Below are 16,391 nucleotides of genomic sequence, written 5' to 3'. Positions count from 1 at the left end.
GGCCTACTCCGGGAAATAGAGGACAGCGTAGATTTCGGCCTTCTCTCCCTCGGCCCAGGCAACATTGTGCGGGACGATGGAGTTGAAGTAGACCGAATCGCCCGGCTCGAGGATCGACTCCTCCTGGCCGTAGATGAGGCGCATCTTGCCGGACTGGACCAGGATGAACTCTTCACCCTCATGGGAGGAAAGGGTCGTGTCCTTGGCGGATTCCGGCAGCATTTCGATGAAAAAAGGCTCCATGTGGCGGTCTGTCTTGCCTTTACCCAGGGAATGGAAAATCATGCCCGGCTCCTCGCCGTCCGGATGCATGACCAGTTCCTCCTCGCGCTCGGCCAGCCTGATGATGAGCGGATCGCTGGAGATATGGTCGTCCAGGAAGGTGCCGAGACGCACACCCAGGGCGCGGGAGATCTTCACCAGGGGGCGCAGTGAGGGGTACATGTCGTCCTCCTCCACGGCGCGGATGAAGTCCTCGGGCAGGACGGTGCGGTTGGCCAGGTCCTCGACGGACAGATTCTGTTTTTCACGGTAGGACTGAATCCTTTTACCGATGGTGCTCATTCGTTGTTTCTCCTCAACGGTTTCATGAATACGACTATATGTGCAATCTTCTGGAACGAGGCTGGCCGGAAGACAATACTGTGCAGCCCCTGCCTGTACCCGAAACCGGAAAAAATGTCATCCGGCAAAGGACGGAATTGTCCGAAGCCGGGCTCGCAATGCCGCTTGCGTACTTGAATGACTCGGTCTGCCTCGCTTTTGGTCGGTATCGGCTCGATGAATTGTACTGTTTTGCATTTTGTTTTTTGACAATTCCGCAAAGCGGCCTGCTGTCCGGCGCCTGTATGGTCCGCTTTCGGGCCTGAAAAGAGGGTGGAAAGGAGGTCAATTGCGATAAATTCGGGTTTGGGCCTCGGGGCAGGTTGCCAAGAACTCCGTAGAAGTGTTATTTTATTGGCTAAGGTACACCTCATCAAGGAACAGCCGTGAGCGCCGACGAGATCAAGATATCATTCGATAAGCCGAGCAAGTCCGCCGACAAACCGTCCGAACCTTCATCCGAGGCCGCGCCCGGGAAGGATGAGAAGGGAGGGACTCCCATTCCCCCCGGAGTGAAACGGAAGCGGCTCTCCGGCGTTTTTTCCAGTCAGACCGTGGCCAAGGTCGGGACCGGCACCACCACCCGCAAGACCATCCAGAAGGCCTACTGGTTCGCCGAGGAGAAGGCGCCTGCCCCCGGCGAGGAGCCCGTGGTCGTGGTCCAGCCCCTGAACACCAACAACGTGCCGTCCGGCCCCAAGGACGAGGTCCCCCTCTCCGATTTTCTCGACCGGTTCAACCCGGAGATCGAGTACCACCAGAAGGTGGTCTTCCCCAAGATGAAGGAGCTCAGCACCACCATCCAGCGTGCCGAGGCCCAGCGTGACCAGGGAGCGCTTTACTCCGCCGAGTTCGAGTTCTCCAATGCCCTGGCTGTGGACGAGGAGAACGTTCGAGCCAACTTCGGGCTCGGGCTGACCTACATGGAGCGGGGCGATGCGGCCAAGGCTGCGGACCTGTTCGAGCGCGTGGTCGGCCTGGACGCGGCCTTTGCGCCGGAGCACAAACACCTGTTCAACGAGTTCGGCATCAACCTGCGCAAGTCCAAGCTGCTGGACCAGGCCGTGGCCTATTATTCCCGCGCCCTGGAGCTCACCGAAAACGACGAAAATCTCTTCTACAACATCGCCCGTGCCTACTTCGAGCGGGGCGATGTGGACCAGTGCCGGGAGAACCTGTCCAAGGCACTGGAAATCCATCCCGGCTTTGACGAGGCCAAGAAGTTCCTCGAGTACCTGGAGAAACGCGGAGGCTGATCCATGTCCCTCGCCCTCGACCGGGTCTCCTTCGCTTATGAGGGCGGCCCTGTTATCCTTGAGGACGCGTCCCTGCACATTGAGGCCGGAACCTACTCCCTGGTTCGTGGCCCCTCCGGCGCGGGAAAATCCACGCTGCTCAGGCTGCTTTGCCGGTTGGAGGAACCGCAGTCCGGCGCGATCCTGTTTCAGGGCCGCTCCGTGGAGGAACTCGCCCCCGCTGACCTGCGGCGGGCCGTAGCTTACGTCCAGCAGATGCCCACCCTGTTGCGGGGCACGGTGCGCGAGAATCTGCTGCTGCCCTTTTCCTTCAAGGCCAACGAGGCGCTGACGCCGCCCGGTGATGAGGCCATCCTGGAGCGGCTCAGGGATTTTCTGCTCGATGGCGTGACCCCTGAGACGCGGGCCGATACCCTCTCCGTGGGCCAGTCGCAGCGGCTGTGCCTGATCCGCAGCCTGCTCCTCGCCCCGGAGGTCATCCTCATGGACGAACCAACGGCTTCGCTTGACGCGGAAAGCGCCAGGGTGGTGCTGGACAAGACCGCCGAACTCAACGCGGCGGGCATGACCGTTATCATGATCTCCCACTCGGAAACCGTTCCAGACGGCGCTTCCCGGACCATCGTTATCCGTGACCACAAACTGGAGTATGCATGAGTCCCGTGCAGCACGTCATCGAGATCGGCCCCCTTCAGCTCGCCCTGTGCCTGGGCTTCGTCATGCTGGCCGGGGGCGCGTCCCTGTACCACAGGCTCGGCCTGGGCCGGGATCTGGCCGTGGGCACGGTCCGCACCTTTGCCCAACTGTTCCTCATGGGCTACGTGCTCAAGTTTGTCTTCGAGGTGAATTTCAGCTGGCTGGTCATGCTCATCTTCACAGGCATGATCACCGCCGCCGTGCATATCATCCGGGGGAGGGTTTCGGAGCGGTCCATCCCGTTCGTGGTCCCCACCTTCGTGTCCATGCTCCTTTCCTACGCGCTGGTCACCACCGTGGTCACGGCCGTGATCGTGGGAGCGAAGCCGTGGTGGACGCCCCGGTATTTCATTCCGCTGGCAGGGATGATCGTGGGCAACTCCATGACCGCCATCGCCATCGCCCTGGAACGGCTCTTCTCCGACCTCAAGGCCCGTCGGGCCGAGGTGGAGATGAAGCTGGCGCTGGGCGCGGACTACCGCGAGGCGTCCCAGGACATCCTGCGCGGCGCGGTCAAGGCGGGCATGATCCCGTCCATCAATTCGCTCATGGCCGTGGGCCTGGTCTCGCTGCCGGGCATGATGACCGGCCAGATCCTGTCCGGCACCGACCCGCTCATGGCCATCCGCTACCAGATCGTGGTTATGCTCATGATCGTGGCCGCCACCTCGCTGGGTGCGGTGCTGGTCACCGGTCTGGTGCGGCGTCGCTGCTTCTCTCCCGCACAGCGGTTGCTGCTGCGCTAGGGCGTGTCGGCAATTGTCATTCCGGCTTTTGGAGGCCGGGATTTCAACTGGCTGCGGTGTCGAGGGAAAATGAACTCTTGGGGCACGGACCCGTTAGACGTTCCAAGGCTCTGCGCCGTCCCCGGACGTGAAGAAAGACTCTCTTTGCCGTGGCTTGGGGGCTACTCCGCCTGCGTGTTCCCGCCGCCGTCAGCCTTGGCCAGGTACAGAGCGCGGTCGGCGCGCTGGGTCAGGACGTCTATGCCGTCGCCGTTCCGGTAGCCCGCGATGCCGCAGGAAAAGGCCACGGGTGTCTCCATTGAAGGGCTGGTCAGAGCCTCTCTCACCCGTTCGGCAAGAGCCTCTGCGTCGCTGGGCGCGCCATCCATGAGAATCAGGAATTCGTCGCCTCCCCAGCGGGCCAGCAGGTCGCCGGGCCGGATGGTGTCCCTTATGGTTCGGGCCACATCGCGGAGGACCCTGTCGCCCTCCAGGTGGCCGTGCCTGTCATTGATGGCCTTGAAGTCATCCAGATCGAGGAGGATGACGGAAAAGGTCTCCCCGTATCGGCCCGCCCGGTAGGAGGAAAGTTCGAACCGCTCCTCCATGGCGTGCCGGTTGGCCGCACCGGTCAGCGGGTCTGTCTTGGCCATGCGCTCAAGCCGCTTCTGGAAGTGGTTGACCGTGATCATGCACACGATGATGATCAGGATGGATGAGGCCAGGCCGATGATCAGGCTGCGGGCGAGATTGCTCCGGGCCGTGACCAGGGCTTCGCCTTCGTCCTGTTCCACGATGAGGTGCCAGCTGAATTCCGGGATGTAGCTGGTGGAGAGCAGGATGCGACGTCCGTCGTGTTCGTACTCGAAGTTGGCTGCGTCTTCTCTTGGTATGAGAATGCTGGCCGCCACGTCGCGGATGCCGTCCTCCATGGTGATGTAGGTTTTTCTAATGCGGCTTTTGTCCGAATCGACTTGAACCAGGCCATCCCGGTCCACGAGGTAGACGTTCCGGTGATACTGCCGTTTGGCCTGTGCCAGCATGGCTGTTGCCCGGTCCATGCTCACGCCGACGCCCGTGACGCCCAGCAGCCTGCCGTTGCTGTCTTCCACGCGGTAGTTGATGAAGATCGTCAGCTTGCCCTGCTCCGCCTCGTTGGTGTCCACGTCAAGTCGGTATTCCCTGTTGGTGCGGACGAAGGAGTAGTACCAGACGTCGTGAGGATCGCGCGGTCCCACCTTTTTCAGCACGCCGTTCTGGTAGAAGTACCGGTCAGTTGTGCTGGAAACGAAGAAGGCGGTAAGGAAACCGTATTTGGTCTGTATCTCGCTAAGGTATTTCGTGATTTCGTCGACGTTTTCGCCCTTGAGCGCCCAGTCCTGAAGGAAGGTGTCCGAGGCCATGGACGAGGAGACCAGGATGGGACGCATCATGGCCGAATGGATTTCCGAATAGATGTTCTTGCCGGTCAGGGGGAGCGAGGAAGTCAGCAGCTCTGCACGCACGGCCCGGCGGGTCACGTAATAGTTAATCAGGCTGCTGGTCACGAACGCGGCCACCAGGATGACTGAGAGAGCGGTGAGGAGGCGGGCTTTGATGCTCATGAAACAGTGATAGGGGAGTCGACTGGAATGGGCAACCCGATTATATGTCTTCGGAGTCCAGGATGATGGTCACCGGTCCCCAGTTGGTGAAGTCGAGGTGCATTTCCTCTCCGAATCGTCCCGTGGCGAAGTCGCCGGGAGCCAGGGACCGGGCGTCCTCCACAAACCGGTTGAACAGGGATTCGGCCAGATAGGGGTGGCATGCGTCGGTGAACGAGGGGCGACGTCCCTTCTTGCAGTCCGCAAAGAGGGTGAACTGCGAGACGAGCATCAATCCGCCCTTGATATCGGCCAGAGAGAGGTTGAGCTTGCCCTCGTCGTCCGGGAAGATGCGCAGGTTCGTCAGTTTGTCGAGCAGCTTTTTCCAGGCCGGTGAATCGGGCAACTCGGCGGTGTCGCGCTTGCCGAAGCCGACCAGGACCAGCAGGCCTGTTCCGATGCTTCCCAGGGATTTGCCGCCCACCGTAACTTTCGCGTCCGATACCCGTTGGATAACCATGCGCACGGGTCAACTCCTGTGCGGGGAAACGGCAAGGACGCTGACGCGTTGCTCGTCCTGCGCCGGCGCGTCGGTCCGTTGGCAACTCTTGCCCATGGCGGCAAAGAGAAAGAAGCAGACAAAGGCCAGGAAGGCGATGCCGGACAGGATGCGTTTGGGATTGGTGCGGGAGTCCTTGGGGATAAGCAGGGACGTCATGATCCTGCCGTAGGACATCTCCCCGGATTCGCGCTTTTCTTTGCGTCCTGCCATCATTCTTCCCAATATGTCGCCTTGGAGGAGGCCTTTTCAGATACCGAGACTTCAACGAGGCGGACGTTTTCCGGGAGCATCCCCTTGAGTTCGCGATAGATGAACCGGGCGATGTTTTCCGAGGACGGGTTGGCCTCGGTGAAACATTCCACCTCGTTGAGGTGTTTGTGATCCAGCCTGTCCAGCACCGAGTCGGTGTGGCGCTTGAGCTCCTTGAAGTCCATCAGATAGTGGACCTTGTCGTCCAGCTTGTCGCCTTCAACCGCCACTTCGACGCCGAAGTTGTGGCCGTGCATGTTCTCGCACTTGCCGCCGTAGTTGCGCAGCTGGTGCGAGGCCGAGAAGTCCCGGGTGATGGTCAGACGCCATTTTCCTGCCATGGTTACCTGCTTGTGGTTTCCTTGTATTCGTGCGGACGGCGTTTGCCGTCCAGAAATTCTTCCCTAGGGTAGTTGCGGTCGTTCTTTTCGCATTTCTCATGGGCCGCCGCAACCAGGTCGATGTCGAGTTCGTCGGCGATGCGCACGAGATAGAGCAGTACGTCCGACATCTCTTCGGCCACGGCCTGCCTGCGCTCACCCTCGACTTTCCAGCTCTCCTCCGGCGTGAGCCACTGGAAGAGTTCAGTGAGCTCTCCGACCTCGCCGGTCAGGGCCATGATCAGGTTCTTGGGCGATTGATGTTGCTGCCAGTTTCGTTCCTCGACAAAGACACGGTGCCGCTTGGTGAGTTCTTTCAGAGAGTCATGCATGGAGGCATGGTGTGTCGAGCCGAACGGTTTGTCAACCGAAGAAGGGAGGTGGCGGGCGCTTCCCGGCTTCGCCGTTTCCTGTCCCAACGCCTCACGAAAAAGGCCCCGCCGAAGCGGGGCCATATTTATCTTTTCGTTCAAGCGTCCGTCAGCTGATGAACCGGCGGGCAAAGGGCAGGGCCAGCATGCCGAGGCCCAGGAGCAGCCAGGTGGAGGGCTCGGGCACGGCGCTCTGCACGGTGCCGGGCAGGATGAAGGCCTGTTCGTAACCGGCGTTCAGCTCGGTCATCTTGAGGTCCATGGAGAACGTGTCGTACTCCTGGTAATCGCCCCGTTCCCAAGCGAACAGGAAATCATTCAGTTCGGGCGCTATGACCGCATAGGCAGCTTCGTTTTCACCCAGGTTGTGGTTGAAAGGTCCATACACGGCTTCCGCGCTGCCGCAATTGACGGTCGAGTAGGCGGCATCCAGACAGACGGCGCCGCCGGAGAGAACATAATCGGTGCCTGCATCCGGATCGAGCGGATCGTACTTTTCCGGAACGTAGGAAGGATCACTGTAGATGTTGGCGGCGAAGGCGTAGGGATCGCCGTTCTCATCACCGGCGCCGTCCCGCGTGGTGCTGGTCAATTCGAAGTAGATGGGATTGGCCAATCCTTCGGAACTCCAGAGAATGATTTGGGCCCAGACCCAAAGGCTCTGGTTGACTGCGTCGCCACTGTTCTCCTGGTTGTTGTTGAAGAAGAATATCGGCGCCTGTCCATCGAGATATGCAGTGAGGCTCGCCAAGGTGGAGTCCCAGGTGGTCAAGTTTTCATTCGCCCCCAGGTCGGGGTCCGGATCAGGGGCGATAGCGGTCTCGAATTCGGGGCCGCCGCTTTCGCCGCCAGGGGTCTGATAGGGATCATCCATGTCGCCGTCGTTGGTGCTGATGTCCTGTCCCGTAGCACCTGTGGCGATGACGATGGCGTCCTTGATCTGTCCGGCGGAGGACTTTACGGCATACTCAGATCCATAGAACTCCTCGAGGATGGGAAGGGAGTACGAGTAGAAGTCGCCATAAGTATGGGTGAGGCCCGGATCCGTTGCAGGAGGCAGGGTGAATGCCTTAGCGTTATTGGGGCGGGCAACGAGGAATATGCTGGCAATAAAAAGAATGGCTATGATTGCTCTCTTCATGGTGGCTTCCTTTTGTAAAAATGTGAGAAGCTATGTTAAGAAGAGTAAGCAAAAATCAAGCCGAAAGATAACACCTTAATTTTACATAAAAAGGGAAATGACCGCGGCGGGAAATGTGTGAGGTTTTCCGACAAACGAAAAAAACTTTACAATTGCAACTATCTATCGCTGCTATAGATAAAATCACTATGAGCAGAACTCCGCGTCAGGAATGCTAGCGGCGTCTTCTACGAGCCAATGGCAGGAGTGCCAACCCAACGCCCAGAAGGAGCCAGGTAGAAGGTTCGGGGGTCGGGAGCGGCGGGTCGTAACCCTTGACCCAAGCGCTGCCTTCAGAGTTCGCCTCGGCGCCGTCTTCCGAGATGTCGATACCCTGAATGTGAGCCACGGAAATGAACTCTTCATCCTTGGCATCAATGAGGAAATGGAAATCCTCGGAGGTCAGGTCGTCAATGCCGGTTATCCAGATCTGGCAGATGAGACCGGCGTCGAAACGGTCACTGTCGCCGTTCAGGAACGGGACATTGATTTCCAGCGGGATGGCGGCACCCGTGGTGGTGAAGCCGTCCGCGTCAGTCCAATCGACGTTCTTTTTGACGTTGGGCTCCACGCCGGAGATATAGGTAAAGACCAGATCTTCGACGTTCTTGTCCGGATTGAAGGTGAAATACCAGTCGGAAACGAACTCTTCAGCCACCAGATTGTCCGTGAAAAGCGTCAGGAGCACCCCGGAGCTGAAGTTGAAGTCCCCGTTATAGAAGATGTTTTCTCCCGCGTCTTCGAACAGGGCCTTAAGCCACGGGGCATCGCCGCCGGGAGTATCGCCTGTATAGACTTCGTTGTATTCGATATAAATATAGGCGAACGCCGGTGAATGGAGGGCCATTACCAGCAACGCGGACAGACAGATATGGAGCAGTATGGTTGATTTATGCATAGCGAACCTCTGCCAGTGAATAGCAAAATCTATTCCAGGCAAAAAGTTCATTGATTCTAGATCAATAGAAAAATACAGACGGCTGGATGTAAAGTCTTCCGACGGTCTTTCTGTAAAATATTCTATTTTGGGGCGGCCAAGTGGCGCAGGGCGTCTCCGTTTTGCCACTTTTCCACGTCTTTCCAGAACTCCCGGCTGGGAATGACCTGCCAGCCGTTGCCCAGTTTGAGGTTGACCACCGATTCCCTGGTGATCACGCCGAGGTTCACGGCAGTGGTGCCGGGGTAGCGCTTGAGGATGACCTTGAGCGCATCAAGGTGCTCGTCTGTGGCGTGTTTTTCGCCAATCCACAGGGGGACCGGCTTGTCCGACCCGTGGGCCGCGTCGGCCAGGAACAGGACTTTTTCCGCCAGGATCTTGGCCGTCTTGGGTGCTTCCTCCTGGCCCGGCTCCTCTCGCAGGTCAATGCGTCCCTGCACGAACAACGGGCGATCCGCCTCGACCTTCTCCCGGGCCTCCTCCCAGACGTTGGGCAGCATGGTGATCTCGCCCGAGGTCGTCAGGTCCTCTGCAGTGCAGAAGGCCATGGGGTCGCCCTTTCTGGTCAGAATTTGCTTGAAGTCCGGGATGATTACGGCCACGCGGACCTCGGTGCCGTTGGGTATGGACTTGCACTCGTCCAGGGTGGAGGTGCGCAGCCGTGCCATGTCCTGGCGGTAGGCCAGCAGGGGGTGCCCGGACAGGAAGAAGCCGAGGACCTCCTTCTCCAACTGGAGCTTTTCCTTGTCGTCATACTCTTCGCAGGAGGAGCAGGTGGGCGTGATCGCCTCGGACTTGCTCCCGCCGTCGCCGCCGAGCATGTCCAGCATGTTGAGCATGCCGGACTCCTTTTCCTTGGCCTTTTTCTGGCCTAGGGCCACCGCTTTTTCCAGGTCCTCCATCAGGGCTGCGCGTGGGCAGTCGAAGCAGTCAAGGGCTCCGGCCTTGATCAGCGATTCGAGCACGCGCTTGGTCACCCGCCTGAGGTTGACACGCTCGCAGAAGTCGAAAATATCCTTGAAGGTGCCGCCCTCGTTGCGCTCGACCACGATCTCGTTGATGGCCTCTTCGCCCACGTTCTTGATGGCGGCCATGGCGAAGAGGATTTCGCCCTCCCGCACCGAGAAACGCGCCATGCCCGCGTTGATGTTCGGCTGCCGGACCGCGATGTCCATGTCGCGGCAGGCGTTGATGTACATGATGATCTTCTCGGTGTTGTTCATTTCCGAGGACATCAGGGCGGCCATGAACTCCACCGGGAAGTGGGCCTTGAGGTAGGCGGTGTGGTAGGAGATGAGCGCATAGGCGGCCGAGTGCGACTTGTTGAAGCCGTATGCCGCGAACTTCTCCATGGTGTCGAAGATTTCGTTGGCGGTCTTCTCGGGGATCTTGTTTTCCCGTGCGCCCTCGAGGAACCGGGAGCGCTGCTTGGCCATCTCCTCGGCGATCTTCTTACCCATGGCGCGGCGGAGCAGGTCGCCCTCGCCCAGGGAGTAGTTGGCGATGGTCATGGCCGTTGCCATGACCTGCTCCTGATAGACCATGACGCCGTAGGTGGGCTTGAGGGTGTCCTCCAGCGAGGGGTGCGGGTAGGTCACGTCGATGTCGCCGTGCTTGCGCATGATGAACTCGTCCACCATGCTTACGCCGTGGGCGCCGATCATGCCCAGGGGGCCCGGACGGTAGAGGGCGAGCATGGCCACGATGTCCTCGAAGCAGTCCGGGCGGAGCATGCGGAGATACTTGCGCATGCCCGAGGACTCGACCTGGAACACGCCGTCGGTGTCGCCCTTGGCGAAGATGGCGAAGGTGTCCGGGTCGTCCAGGTGGAGGGTGTCCAGGTTCGGGGCGTCCTTGCCCTGCTCGCGGATGATGTCCAGGCAGTCCTCGATGACCGTCATGGTTCGCAGCCCCAGGAAGTCGAACTTGATCAGTCCGACCTTTTCGACCTTCTTCATGTCGAACTGGGTGACGATTTCCTCTTTTTTGCCCTTGTAGAGCGGCAGATACTCGGTCATGGGCTTGTCCGAGATGACGACGCCCGCCGCGTGGGTGGAGGCGTGGCGGCAGAGCCCCTCCAGCCTCGTTGAAATATCGATGAGCTTTTCGACCTTGGGGTCGGTGGCGACCATGTCGCCCAGCTCGACCACGCCCTTGACCGCGTTGGGCACGTTGATCTTGGCCTTCTCCACGCCCAGCAGCTTGGCCATGACCCCAGGGTCGTCCGGGATGAGCTTGGCGATGCGGTCTGTCTCGCCGAAGGTCATGCCCAGGGCGCGGCCCACGTCCTTGATGACCGCCTTGGTCTTCATGGTCCCGAAGGTGGTGATCTGCGCTACCCGGTCGTGGCCGTACTTCTGGGCGCAGTACTTGACCACCTCCAGCCGCCGCCGTTCGCAGAAGTCCACGTCGATATCCGGCATGGACACGCGCTCCACGTTGAGGAAGCGCTCGAAGAGCAGGTCGTAGGGGATGGGGTCGAGGTTGGTGATCTTGAGGGACCAGGCCACGATGGAACCTGCCGCCGAGCCGCGGCCCGGACCCACCGGGATGCGGTTGTCCTTGGCCCAGTTGATGAAGTCCTGGACGATGAGGAAGTAGGCCGGGAAGCCCATCTCGGTGATGACGCCCAGTTCGTAGTCCAGGCGGTCCCAGTATTTCTGCTCGTCCACCTCGTAGGTGATGGTCTCCAGCCGCTTCTTGAGGCCCGCGCGGCAGAGCTTGATGAACTCCTCGTCCAGGTTGGAGACGTCGGCGGAGAGCTCATACTCGGGGAAATAGTAGTTGCCGAGCTCGATCTCCAGGTTGCACCGCTCGGCGATGCGCTGGGTGTTGGCGATGGCCTCGGGCACGTGGGCGAAGGCCTGCTCCATCTCCTCGGGAGTCTTGAAATAGAGTTCCCTGGTGTCCATGCGGAACCGTTTTTCCGCGTCCACCGTGGTCTGGGTCTGGATGCAGAGCAGGGTGTCGTGTGCCTCGTAGTCCTCGGCGGTCAGGTAGTGGCAGTCGTTGGTGGCCACCAGGGGCAGGCCGGTCTTTTCCGCGCACTGGATGAGCAGATCGTTCAGGCGCGTCTGCTTGCCGATGCCGTTGTCCTGAAGCTCCAGGTAGAAGTTGCCGGGGAAGATGGCCTCGTACTCCCTGGCCATGGCCACGCCTTCGTCCAGCCCTTCGTTCATCAGCTTGCGCGGCACCTCGCCCGCCAGGCAGGCGGACAGGGCGATGAGCCCCTCCGAGTGCTTCTTCAGCTCGTTCTTGCAGGTGCGCGGCTTGTAGTAGAAGCCGTCCAGGTAGCCGCCGGACACGATCTTGATCAGGTTCTTGTAGCCGCGCTGGTTCTTGGCCAGAAGCACCAGGTGATAGCCGCCGGGCTTGTTCTTTTTGAGATGCGCGTCTTCCTCGTCCACATCGCCGGGGGCCACGTACACCTCGCAACCGATGATCGGCTTGATGCCCATATCCATGGCCGCCATGTAGAAGGCCACGGCCCCGTACATGGACCCGTGGTCGGTTATGGCCACGGCTGGCATGCCCAGGTCCTTGGCCCTGGAGAGCAGGTCCTTGATGCGAATGGCGCCGTCGAGCAGACTGTACTCGGTATGGACGTGAAGATGAACGAATTCGGCCACTTGAAAAATCCTCTCTGGTTAAGGGGCCGATGATAGCGAAATCTCGCTCGGAGTTCCAGCGGGGAATGGTGCCCCGGTTTTCGATTGACAGCATTGCCTGAAAAGGCTCCATTACCCTGACGTTTAACCCTGTTTTTTCGAGGACCGACGCGTGGAGCTGAACGGCGATATTCTTGGCTACCTCTGGCAGCGTTTGCCGCTGCTCCTGCTTTTTGGCGGCGGGTATCTGGTCTACCAGATCATGGCCGTGACGCGGCTGACCGACGCCTTTGTCTGCTGGGCGCTGCGCAAGAGCGGGGGACGGCCCGCGCTGTTGCTGCTGTATGTCATCGGCACGGCGGCGGCGCTGTCGTCGTTCATCCCCAACGCCATTACGGTGTTGACGATGCTGCCCCTGCTCAAGCGGCTGGACAATACGTTCCGGGAGAACGGGGGCCGGGGCATGACCACGGTGCTCATGTGCGCGGCCATCTACGGTGCGGCCATCGGCGGGTTCGGGTCCATGATCGGGTCGCCCGCCAACGCCATCCTGTTCGGCGCGCTCGACCTGTTCGAGGTGGCGGGGCGGGAGCAGATCACCTTTTTCAACTGGTTCCTCTGGTCGTTGCCCCTGGCCGCCATGCTGGTGCTGGTCGCGTGGGGGGTGGCCGCAGGGCTCGGGCTGCCCGCCTCGGCAAGAGGCAAGGCCGTACACCTGGAGTGCCTGACCGGAGGCGGCGGGACCACGGGCCGCCAGCGATACGCGGGCACGCTCTTCTGGGTGTACATGGGGTTCTGGATACTGGAGGCCGTGGCCCAGGAGGCCATACCGGGGTTCGCGCTCCTGGCTCCGTGGGTCTGCGTCGCGTTTACCGTCCTTTTCCTTTTTTTCGTCTTCATCCGCCGGGCTCCGACCTCGCCAGCCGGGATTGGCCCGCTGCTTCGACCCATCGACCTGCTCTCTTCCCTGCCGCGCCGCGGATTCATCTTCCTGCTGGGGCTGGCCGTGCTCATCGGTCTGGCCCAGTGGCTCGGGATGGACAAGCGGTTGGCGGTTCTTGCCCATGAGACGCTCCAGAGCGATATGCCGGGACTCGCGCTGTTCTTCCTGCTCGTCCTGGCTGTCATCTTCCTCACCGAAGTCCTGTCCAACACCACGGTGGTGGCCGCTTTCTACCCCATCGCCTACTACGCGGCGCAAGGGCACGGCATGGACCCGCTTCCGCTCATGGTCGGGATAAGCCTTGCCTCAACCTGCGCCTTCATGACTCCGGTGGCCACCCCGACCAGCGCCCTGGCGTTCGGGGAGATGCGCGGGGCATCGCTACGGATCATGCTCGGGCTCGGCGTGGTTTTGAATCTGGCCGCCGCCGTCCTCATCACCGGATGGCTTGCCTGGATTCTGCCCCGAGTCTATTGATTTGAACCTGCCGTCACCAGTGCTGCCTGCTGCGTTTGTCGAGCGTTTCAACTGGCTGCATTGTCTAAGAAGATGACTTTAGTGGGGCTGTTGTTGCGCCTGCGCATCCGTCATGCCTTGCCTGTTGCCATGGCGGGCGGGTTTATCTATATGTAGTATGGATAAAATCTTTCCCGGAGGTGCGGCATGGGATGCAGGATCGGCAATCTGGAAATGTACCTTGGGCCTCGCGAATGCGGCGGCCCTGACGATCTCAAGCAAGTGATCATCGATTTCGTGAATGGGGCGGTCAAGACCCTGGAGATCGCGGTTCAGGAACTGGATTGCATGGAGATCGCCCATGCCGTTGTCCGCGCCCGGCAGCGGGGCGTACGGGTTCAGGTTGTGCTTGAGGGTGACTATCTCTGTTTCGGCACGCCCAAGGGCGAGCCCTTCACCCCCACTCCCAGGGGCAAGCTGGAGCCCAACCTGGAGATCATGAGCGCCATGCTCAGGGCCGGGATAGACGTCAAGTCCGATTACAACGGAGCTATCTTCCATCAGAAATTCGTCGTTCGTGACCGGGAGTCCCTGCTGACGGGTTCGACCAATTTCACGGACACCGGGGTCGGTACCAACCTCAACCACATTGTGGTCATTCATGACCGCAAGGTGGCCGGCGAGTATGCCCGCGAGTTTCGTGAAATACGGAGGGGGCGTTTCGGCAAGTGGAGCGAGCATGACACGGCTCCGTCCACGGTGGAGGTCTCCGGCATCCCGGTCAAGGTGCTCTTCGCCCCGGATCACAACCCGGAGATGGAGATCATGAAGCAGATGATGCGCGCCGAGAAGAGCATTCACTTCGCCATCTTCACCTTTGCCCGCTCTTCGGGCATCGACGACACCATGATCAAGCTGGCACGGGTGGGCGTCAGGATCGTCGGCGCCATGGACGGGACCATGGCCTCCCAGTCCTGGGCCCCCAAGGATACGGTCAAGGCGGCCGGGGCCGAGCTGTTCACCATTCCCAAAGGGCAGGGCGTGCGCAAGCTGCACCACAAGATCATGGTCATCGACGAGCGCATCGTCATTGCGGGAAGTTTCAACTACACCAGGCCCGCCACGTTGCTCAATGACGAGAATATCCTGGTCATGGGCCACCCGGAGGAAGGGGACGCCTACAAGCAGTACCGGCTGGCGTCCGAGGTGTTGCGCGAGATCAAGCGGATAACCGACACCTTCGGCAAGCCCGTTTAGACCGCTATCCCTTGAGGTAGTCGTCCACGGCCTGCCGTAGCGCCTCTTTGGACAAGGGTTTGGGCAGATAGCCGGTGCAGCCGCTCCTGGCGCACTGTTCCTCGGCCTCCAGGAGGGCGTGGGCCGTGACCGCCACCACGGGGACGGGCGGCAGTCCTTCCTTTGCCTCGCGGGCCCGGATGGCCTCGGTGGTCTGGTAGCCGTCCATGCCGGGCATCTCGATATCCATGAAGATCAGGTCAAAGGGTTCGGAAAAGTGCCGTTTCAACGCTTCTTCGCCTGACTCCGCCGTCTCCAGGGTGTGCGGGATGTCCATGAGGAACATGGAGAAGAGCAGCCGGTTACGCTCGTCATCCTCGACCAGCAGGACTCGTCTGGGCTGGACGGGGGAGGAAGACGCCTGCTCCGTTCCGTTGTTGTCCTGGGTCGACTCGGCGCTATCATCCACGGTGAACGGCGCGGTGAAACGGAAGGCGCTACCCTTGCCGGGTCGGCTGGACGCGGTCAATTCACCACCCATGAGCCTGGCCAGGTTCCGGCTGATGGACAGGCCGAGGCCCGACCCGCCGTACTTGCGCGAGGTGGAGCCGTCCGCCTGGGTGAAGCGCTCAAAGATCACGGACATCTGGTCTTCGGTGACGCCGATGCCCGTGTCCTCGACTTGGCACTCCAGTACCACCTCGTCCGGGGCGTCGGCATAGGTCCTTCGCTCCAGGGTGTTCACGGAAAGGCGCACCGCTCCCTCATGGGTGAATTTGACGGCGTTGCCCAGCAGGTTGACCAGGATTTGGCGGAAAACGGTAGGGTCGCCCATGAGGCGTTCGGGAGTTCCCGGTTCGATTGTCCATTTCAGGTCGATACCCTTTTCCCGTGCGGCCAGGGTGAATACTCGGCAGGCCTTTTCCGTAACGGCGTAGAGGTCGAAGGGGGTGATCTCCAGGCGGTAGCGCCCGGCTTCGATCTTGGAGATGTCGAGTACTGCGCTGACGAGGTCGCGAAGGTGTTCTCCAGCAGACTGGTTTATGGCGACCAGGCGTCGTTGCTCCGAGTCCAGCTTTGTCTCGGCGAGCAGTTCCCCGGCGCCGAGGATGGCGTTGAGGGGGGTGCGTATCTCGTGGCTCATGCGTGCCAGGAACTGGGATTTGGCCAGCCCCGCCGACTCGGCAGTCTCGCGGGCCGTGTTCAGCTTGCGGGCCACCATCAGTCCGGCGGACAGGGCGATTCCCACGGCGAACACGGCGATGAGGATATTCAGCAGGCTGTTCTTCTTGATGGCTCCGAGATAGTCGTCCTCAGGCATGTAGATGCCGATGATCCAGGGCCACTGGGACTCGACAAAGGGTGCGAACATGGCGTTGTATTTTTCGCCCTCCAGGGTGAAGGAGGTGAAGACCGGTTCGGTCAGGCTCAGGTTGCCGTGGGGCTTATTCAATGAGCGCAACGCCTCCCGGGCGACGGTGTCATCCAGTTCGTCGATCTTTGTCAGGCGTATCTTCTCGTCGTCGCCGTGGTGCTTCAGCTTGTCGACGTCGGCGTGGGCGATGAGATCGCCTGACCTGCTGAGGATGAAGGCGCGTCCGTGTTC

15 protein-coding genes (1 of these 15 only partly in view) are annotated in these 16,391 nt (G+C 60.6%); 5 read left to right on the top strand and 10 right to left on the bottom strand.

From position 1 onward, the window contains the following. Positions 1-3: 3 nt before the first annotated feature. Positions 4-564 (bottom strand): helix-turn-helix domain-containing protein, encoded by a 561-nt coding sequence (locus tag GM415_RS02690; protein WP_158946289.1) that lies wholly within the window; start codon positions 562-564, stop codon positions 4-6. A 425-nt stretch (positions 565-989) separates the two neighbouring features. Here GM415_RS02690 and GM415_RS02685 point away from each other — a divergent pair, with 425 nt between their 5' ends. The 3 genes from GM415_RS02685 to GM415_RS02675 are packed head-to-tail and all read left to right on the top strand — an operon-like array spanning position 990 to position 3,301. Beyond that, positions 990-1,859, top strand: a complete 870-nt coding sequence (locus GM415_RS02685; protein WP_422393760.1) for a tetratricopeptide repeat protein — start codon at positions 990-992, stop codon at positions 1,857-1,859. A 3-nt stretch (positions 1,860-1,862) separates the two neighbouring features. Further along, complete coding sequence (locus GM415_RS02680; RefSeq protein ID WP_158946288.1) at positions 1,863-2,516, top strand: ABC transporter ATP-binding protein; 654 nt, start codon at positions 1,863-1,865, stop codon at positions 2,514-2,516. Then, positions 2,513-3,301: an ABC transporter permease gene (locus GM415_RS02675; RefSeq protein WP_158946287.1), complete on the top strand. Its 789-nt coding sequence runs from the start codon at positions 2,513-2,515 to the stop codon at positions 3,299-3,301. Before GM415_RS02680 ends, GM415_RS02675 begins: the two co-directional genes overlap by 4 nt. 161 nt (positions 3,302-3,462) lie before the next feature. Here the strand turns inward: GM415_RS02675 and GM415_RS02670 are convergent, their stop codons facing one another. The 8 genes from GM415_RS02670 to dnaE form a co-directional block, all read right to left on the bottom strand. Further along, positions 3,463-4,884 carry a sensor domain-containing diguanylate cyclase gene (locus GM415_RS02670; protein WP_158946286.1) on the bottom strand — a complete coding sequence of 474 codons (1,422 nt, stop codon included), beginning with the start codon at positions 4,882-4,884 and terminating at the stop codon, positions 3,463-3,465. A 40-nt stretch (positions 4,885-4,924) separates the two neighbouring features. Beyond that, complete coding sequence (gene dtd, locus GM415_RS02665) at positions 4,925-5,389, bottom strand: D-aminoacyl-tRNA deacylase (protein ID WP_158946285.1); 465 nt, start codon at positions 5,387-5,389, stop codon at positions 4,925-4,927. Between the two features lie 3 nt (positions 5,390-5,392). Then, positions 5,393-5,635, bottom strand: coding sequence for a hypothetical protein (locus GM415_RS02660; protein ID WP_158946284.1), 243 nt, complete (start codon positions 5,633-5,635; stop codon positions 5,393-5,395). Continuing rightward, complete coding sequence (queD, locus tag GM415_RS02655; protein ID WP_158946283.1) at positions 5,635-6,015, bottom strand: 6-carboxytetrahydropterin synthase QueD; 381 nt, start codon at positions 6,013-6,015, stop codon at positions 5,635-5,637. Before queD ends, GM415_RS02660 begins: the two co-directional genes overlap by 1 nt. Before the next feature lie 2 nt (positions 6,016-6,017). After that, entirely contained in the window at positions 6,018-6,386 is a 369-nt protein-coding gene (locus GM415_RS02650; protein ID WP_158946282.1) for a nucleotide pyrophosphohydrolase, read from the bottom strand. Positions 6,387-6,534: 148 nt separating this feature from the next. Then, positions 6,535-7,566 (bottom strand): PEP-CTERM sorting domain-containing protein, encoded by a 1,032-nt coding sequence (locus tag GM415_RS02645; protein ID WP_158946281.1) that lies wholly within the window; start codon positions 7,564-7,566, stop codon positions 6,535-6,537. 214 nt (positions 7,567-7,780) lie between these two features. Next, the gene (locus GM415_RS02640; protein WP_158946280.1) at positions 7,781-8,503 is read right to left on the bottom strand and encodes a PEP-CTERM sorting domain-containing protein; all 723 of its coding nucleotides are present in this window, start codon (positions 8,501-8,503) and stop codon (positions 7,781-7,783) included. A 122-nt stretch (positions 8,504-8,625) separates the two neighbouring features. After that, positions 8,626-12,171 (bottom strand): DNA polymerase III subunit alpha, encoded by a 3,546-nt coding sequence (gene dnaE, locus GM415_RS02635; protein ID WP_158946279.1) that lies wholly within the window; start codon positions 12,169-12,171, stop codon positions 8,626-8,628. 151 nt (positions 12,172-12,322) lie between these two features. Between dnaE and GM415_RS02630 the strand changes: the two genes are divergently transcribed. Further along, the gene (locus tag GM415_RS02630) at positions 12,323-13,570 is read left to right on the top strand and encodes an SLC13 family permease (protein ID WP_158946278.1); all 1,248 of its coding nucleotides are present in this window, start codon (positions 12,323-12,325) and stop codon (positions 13,568-13,570) included. A gap of 186 nt (positions 13,571-13,756) precedes the next feature. After that, complete coding sequence (locus GM415_RS02625; RefSeq protein WP_158946277.1) at positions 13,757-14,806, top strand: phospholipase D-like domain-containing protein; 1,050 nt, start codon at positions 13,757-13,759, stop codon at positions 14,804-14,806. Positions 14,807-14,810: 4 nt separating this feature from the next. Here the strand turns inward: GM415_RS02625 and GM415_RS02620 are convergent, their stop codons facing one another. Continuing rightward, on the bottom strand, positions 14,811-16,391 hold the 3' portion of the coding sequence (locus GM415_RS02620) for a hybrid sensor histidine kinase/response regulator (protein ID WP_158946276.1). It continues 693 nt past the right edge of the window; the window shows 1,581 of its 2,274 coding nt (coding positions 694-2,274); its start codon lies off the right edge, out of view — the gene reads right to left on this strand; the stop codon is at positions 14,811-14,813.

Source organism: Pseudodesulfovibrio cashew, assembly GCF_009762795.1.
In the GTDB taxonomy this organism is placed as follows: domain Bacteria; phylum Desulfobacterota; class Desulfovibrionia; order Desulfovibrionales; family Desulfovibrionaceae; genus Pseudodesulfovibrio; species Pseudodesulfovibrio cashew.
Note: the sequence above shows the minus strand (reverse complement) of the source record. Positions and strands in the feature narration are given on the sequence as shown.

What these genes read in the sequence shown, in the direction of transcription:
- GM415_RS02675 (WP_158946287.1), top strand. Translation starts at nt 2,513, where the DNA reads ATGAGTCCCGTGCAGCACGTCATCGAGATCGGCCCCCTTCAGCTCGCC.
- GM415_RS02640 (WP_158946280.1), bottom strand. Translation starts at nt 8,503, where the DNA reads ATGCATAAATCAACCATACTGCTCCATATCTGTCTGTCCGCGTTGCTG.
- GM415_RS02670 (WP_158946286.1), bottom strand. Translation starts at nt 4,884, where the DNA reads ATGAGCATCAAAGCCCGCCTCCTCACCGCTCTCTCAGTCATCCTGGTG.
- GM415_RS02645 (WP_158946281.1), bottom strand. Translation starts at nt 7,566, where the DNA reads ATGAAGAGAGCAATCATAGCCATTCTTTTTATTGCCAGCATATTCCTC.
- GM415_RS02650 (WP_158946282.1), bottom strand. Translation starts at nt 6,386, where the DNA reads ATGCATGACTCTCTGAAAGAACTCACCAAGCGGCACCGTGTCTTTGTC.
- GM415_RS02625 (WP_158946277.1), top strand. Translation starts at nt 13,757, where the DNA reads ATGGGATGCAGGATCGGCAATCTGGAAATGTACCTTGGGCCTCGCGAA.
- GM415_RS02660 (WP_158946284.1), bottom strand. Translation starts at nt 5,635, where the DNA reads ATGGCAGGACGCAAAGAAAAGCGCGAATCCGGGGAGATGTCCTACGGC.
- queD (WP_158946283.1), bottom strand. Translation starts at nt 6,015, where the DNA reads ATGGCAGGAAAATGGCGTCTGACCATCACCCGGGACTTCTCGGCCTCG.
- GM415_RS02690 (WP_158946289.1), bottom strand. Translation starts at nt 564, where the DNA reads ATGAGCACCATCGGTAAAAGGATTCAGTCCTACCGTGAAAAACAGAAT.
- GM415_RS02680 (WP_158946288.1), top strand. Translation starts at nt 1,863, where the DNA reads ATGTCCCTCGCCCTCGACCGGGTCTCCTTCGCTTATGAGGGCGGCCCT.